This is a genomic window from Azoarcus sp. TTM-91, assembly GCF_012911025.1.
GTDB lineage: Bacteria > Pseudomonadota > Gammaproteobacteria > Burkholderiales > Rhodocyclaceae > Azoarcus.
Map to the genome: position 1 here is coordinate 1 of NZ_WUEI01000213.1, position 3,288 is coordinate 3,288.

Annotated in this window: 2 protein-coding genes; both read right to left on the bottom strand. The window is 71.2% G+C overall.

The genetic code is table 11. The features are described from left to right. Window positions 1-98: 98 nt before the first annotated feature. Complete coding sequence (locus GRF61_RS23630) at window positions 99-1,343, bottom strand: MFS transporter (RefSeq protein ID WP_169153064.1); 1,245 nt, start codon at window positions 1,341-1,343, stop codon at window positions 99-101. A 1-nt stretch (window position 1,344) separates the two neighbouring features. Next, on the bottom strand, window positions 1,345-3,288 hold a 1,944-nt coding region (locus GRF61_RS23635), incomplete at its 5' end, for an ABC transporter ATP-binding protein (RefSeq protein ID WP_248281425.1).

Below are 3,288 nucleotides of genomic sequence, written 5' to 3' on the forward strand. Positions count from 1 at the left end.
CCCCAGCCCCAACCCCAGCGCCATCTGGATGGCGCTCTGCGCGGCGCCCCCTTTTGCCATGCTGGCCAGAAGGCAACGCGCACAGTCACCTGCGGCACTCACTCCTCCGCCCTTGCCGCCGAGTACAGTCCGGCGCGGCGCGTGGCGGGCAGGGTGGCGATCAGCAGCGCGCCGTAGGCCAGGGCGCAGCCGGCCACCAGCGCGCTCAGCGCCGCCCAGTGCGCCGCCTGGGCGATCAGGAAGGCGCCTACCGCCGGGCCGGTGCGGAAGATCAGGCCGTACAGTGCCACCACCCGGCCGCGCAGGGCCGGTGCGCTCTGCAGTTGGCACAGCGACTGCATGGCGATGTTGCAGATGACGTGGAACAGGCCGGCGGCCACCATCGCCGGCAGCGCCACCTGCAGCGAGGTGGTGGCGGTGAAGGCCAGCAGCGAGGCGGCCAGGCCCAGGCCGGTGACGAGCACGCTGCGCGCCAGCGCCTGGCTGTTGCGGCCGCGCAGCATCAGCAGGGCGCCGAGCAGCGCGCCCAGGCCCTGGGCGCTCATCAGCATGGAGAGGATTTCCGGCCCGCCGCCGAAGACTTCGCCGGCGAAGGCGGGGAAGAGCTCGGAGAAGGGCCGCGCCAGCAGCGAGAAGGCCAGCGCCAGGAAGATCACCGCGGCGATCTCCGGTGTGCGCAGCACGTAGCGGAAGCCTTCCACCACGTCGCCGGCCAGCGCGGCGCCGCGCGCCAGCGGCGGGCGATCCAGCCAGCGGCGCAGGCGCACGATCACACCCAGGATGGCGAGGAAGGACAGGGCGTTGAGCGCGAACACCAGCGCCACCGAGCCGAAGTACATCGCCAGCCCGGCGGCGGCCGGCCCCACGCTGCGCGCTACCGCCACCGCGATGGAGTTGGCGGCGATGGCTTGCGACAGGCGCTCGCGCGGCGCCAGCAGGCCGTTGATCAGCATGCGCACCGGCTGGTTGAAGCCCTGCAGGGTGGATTCCACCACCGCGAACAGCAGCAGGCCGTGGATGGTGATGGCGCCGGTGGCGGTGGCCGCGCACAGCACCAGCGCCAGCAGCAGCGTCAGCGCCTGGGTGAGGCAGAACAGGCGGTAGGGATTGCTGCGGTCCGCCACCGCGCCGGCCAGCGGCGCCACCCACAGCGCGGCGATCAGGTCCGCCATGGCGATGGTGCCCACCCAGGCCACCGAGTGGGTCAGCTCCCAGGTGAGCCAGCCGACGCCGGTTTTCTGCGCCCAGGAGCCGACGGAGGAAAGGCCGTGGCCGATGCTGAAGAGGACGAAGTTGCGTACCGGCGGATCGGCTCGCACCGCGTGATCGATAGCTGCCGCCATCTCAGGGGGCCGCGCTAGGCCGCAGGGCTTCGCCGTGGTCCGGGCGCGGCGCCTCGGCTTCCGGGTCGCCGCCAGGGTCGGCGGGCAGCGCGTCCTGCGGATCGCTGGGCGGCGCATCGGCGAGCGGGGAGGTGGCAGCTGGCGCGGGCGCTGGCTTGCCGGTGCCTGCCGGTGAGCCGGCCGGCGCCTCGTCCGACAGAAAACCACCCGCCTGGCCGGACCACAGCCGGTGATAGGTGCCACCGCGGGCGAGCAGCTCCGCATGGCTGCCGTCCTCGACGATGCGGCCGTCGTCGAACACCAGGATGCGGTCCAGGTGGGCGATGGTGGACAGGCGGTGGGCGATCACGATCACCGTCTTGCCCTGCATGGCCTCGTCCAGCGTCTCCTGGATGGCCTTCTCGGTCACCGAGTCCAGCGCCGCGGTGGCCTCGTCCAGGATCAGCACCGGCGCGTCCTTCAGGATCACCCGGGCGATGGCGATGCGCTGGCGCTGGCCGCCGGAGAGCTTCACCCCGCGCTCGCCCACCATGGCGTGGTAGCCGTCCTTCATCTGGGCGATGAAGTCGTGCGCATGGGCCTTGCGCGCCGCGTCCTCCACCTCGGCGTCGCTGGCCTCCAGCCGGCCGTAGCGGATGTTGTCCAGCAGGCTGCGGTGGAACAGGCTGGGGTCCTGCGGGATCAGGCCGATCTGGGCGTGCAGGCTGTCCTGCGGCATCAGCCGGATGTCGTGGCCATCCACCAGGATGCGGCCCTGCTGCGGATCGTAGAGGCGCAGCAGCAGGCTGACGAAGCTGGACTTGCCGGAGCCGGAGAAGCCCACCAGGCCGACGCGCTGGCCGGCCGGGATGCGCAGGCCGAGATCATCGAAGATGCGCTGCTCCGGCGTATAGCCGAAGCCGATGCCGCGGAACTCGATCTCGCCGCGGCGGATGACGGCCGCCTGCGCCTGCGGCAGGTCCACCAGCTCGTGCGGCCGGATCAGCGTGCGCACGCCGTTGTTCACATTGCCGATGAACTCGAAGAACTCCAGGAAGCGGCGGCTGAGGTTGCGCGCCTCGTTGATGATGAGCAGCGACAGGCTGGTGGCGAGCACGAACTCGGCCACGCCGATCAGCCCCTGGCTCCACAGGCTGAGCGCATACCACAGCGTGCCGACCTTGAGCACCGCGGCGGCGGCGAACTGGAACCAGCGCACCCGTTCCGAATACCACATCGAGCGCCGCACCGCCTTCAGCTCGGTGGCGAGGTGCTGGTCCAGGTGCTGGCGCTCGAAGCCGAGGCGGGCGAACAGCCGGGCGGAGAACAGGTTGGTCACCGAATCCACCAGCTTGCCGGTGGTCTCGCTGCGCGCGGCGGCGGCCTGCACCGCGTAAGGCTGGCAGCGCGTCGCCAGCCACCAGGACAGGGCGATGAAGGCCACCGCCCAGCCGAGCACGAACACCGCCAGTTGCAGGTGGGCGCCCAGCAGCAGCGCCACCGACACGCTGATGACGATGGCCACCGGCCAGAAGTCGAAGATGATGGCCCACATGATCTGGTTCACCGCCAGCGAGGTTTCGCCGATGCGGTGCGCCAGCGCGCCGGCGAAGTTGTCGCTGAGGTAGCGGTGGGAATGCTGCTGCAGGTAGGCGTAGAGCGCGCGGGTGACCGCCTGGCGCTGCAGCGGGCCGAAGTAGAACTGCAGCGTGCCGGCGGCGCGGCTCAGCACCACCTCGCCCAGCGCCAGGGCAACGAAGAACATCAGCGGCAGTTGCAGCGCCTCCAGCCAGCCGGTGCCGGCGCCGCCCAGCGCGGTCACGCCGCGGATGATCTCCGAGATGGCGTAGGGCAGCAGGATGCCGCAGGTGGCATGGCCGCCTTCCAGCACCACCATGCCCAGGTACCACAGCGGCCGTTCGCGGGCGAAATACAGCACGAACTGCAGCGGCGAGGCGGGCAGGGC

What these genes read in the sequence shown, in the direction of transcription:
- GRF61_RS23630 (WP_169153064.1), bottom strand. Translation starts at nt 1,343, where the DNA reads ATGGCGGCAGCTATCGATCACGCGGTGCGAGCCGATCCGCCGGTACGC.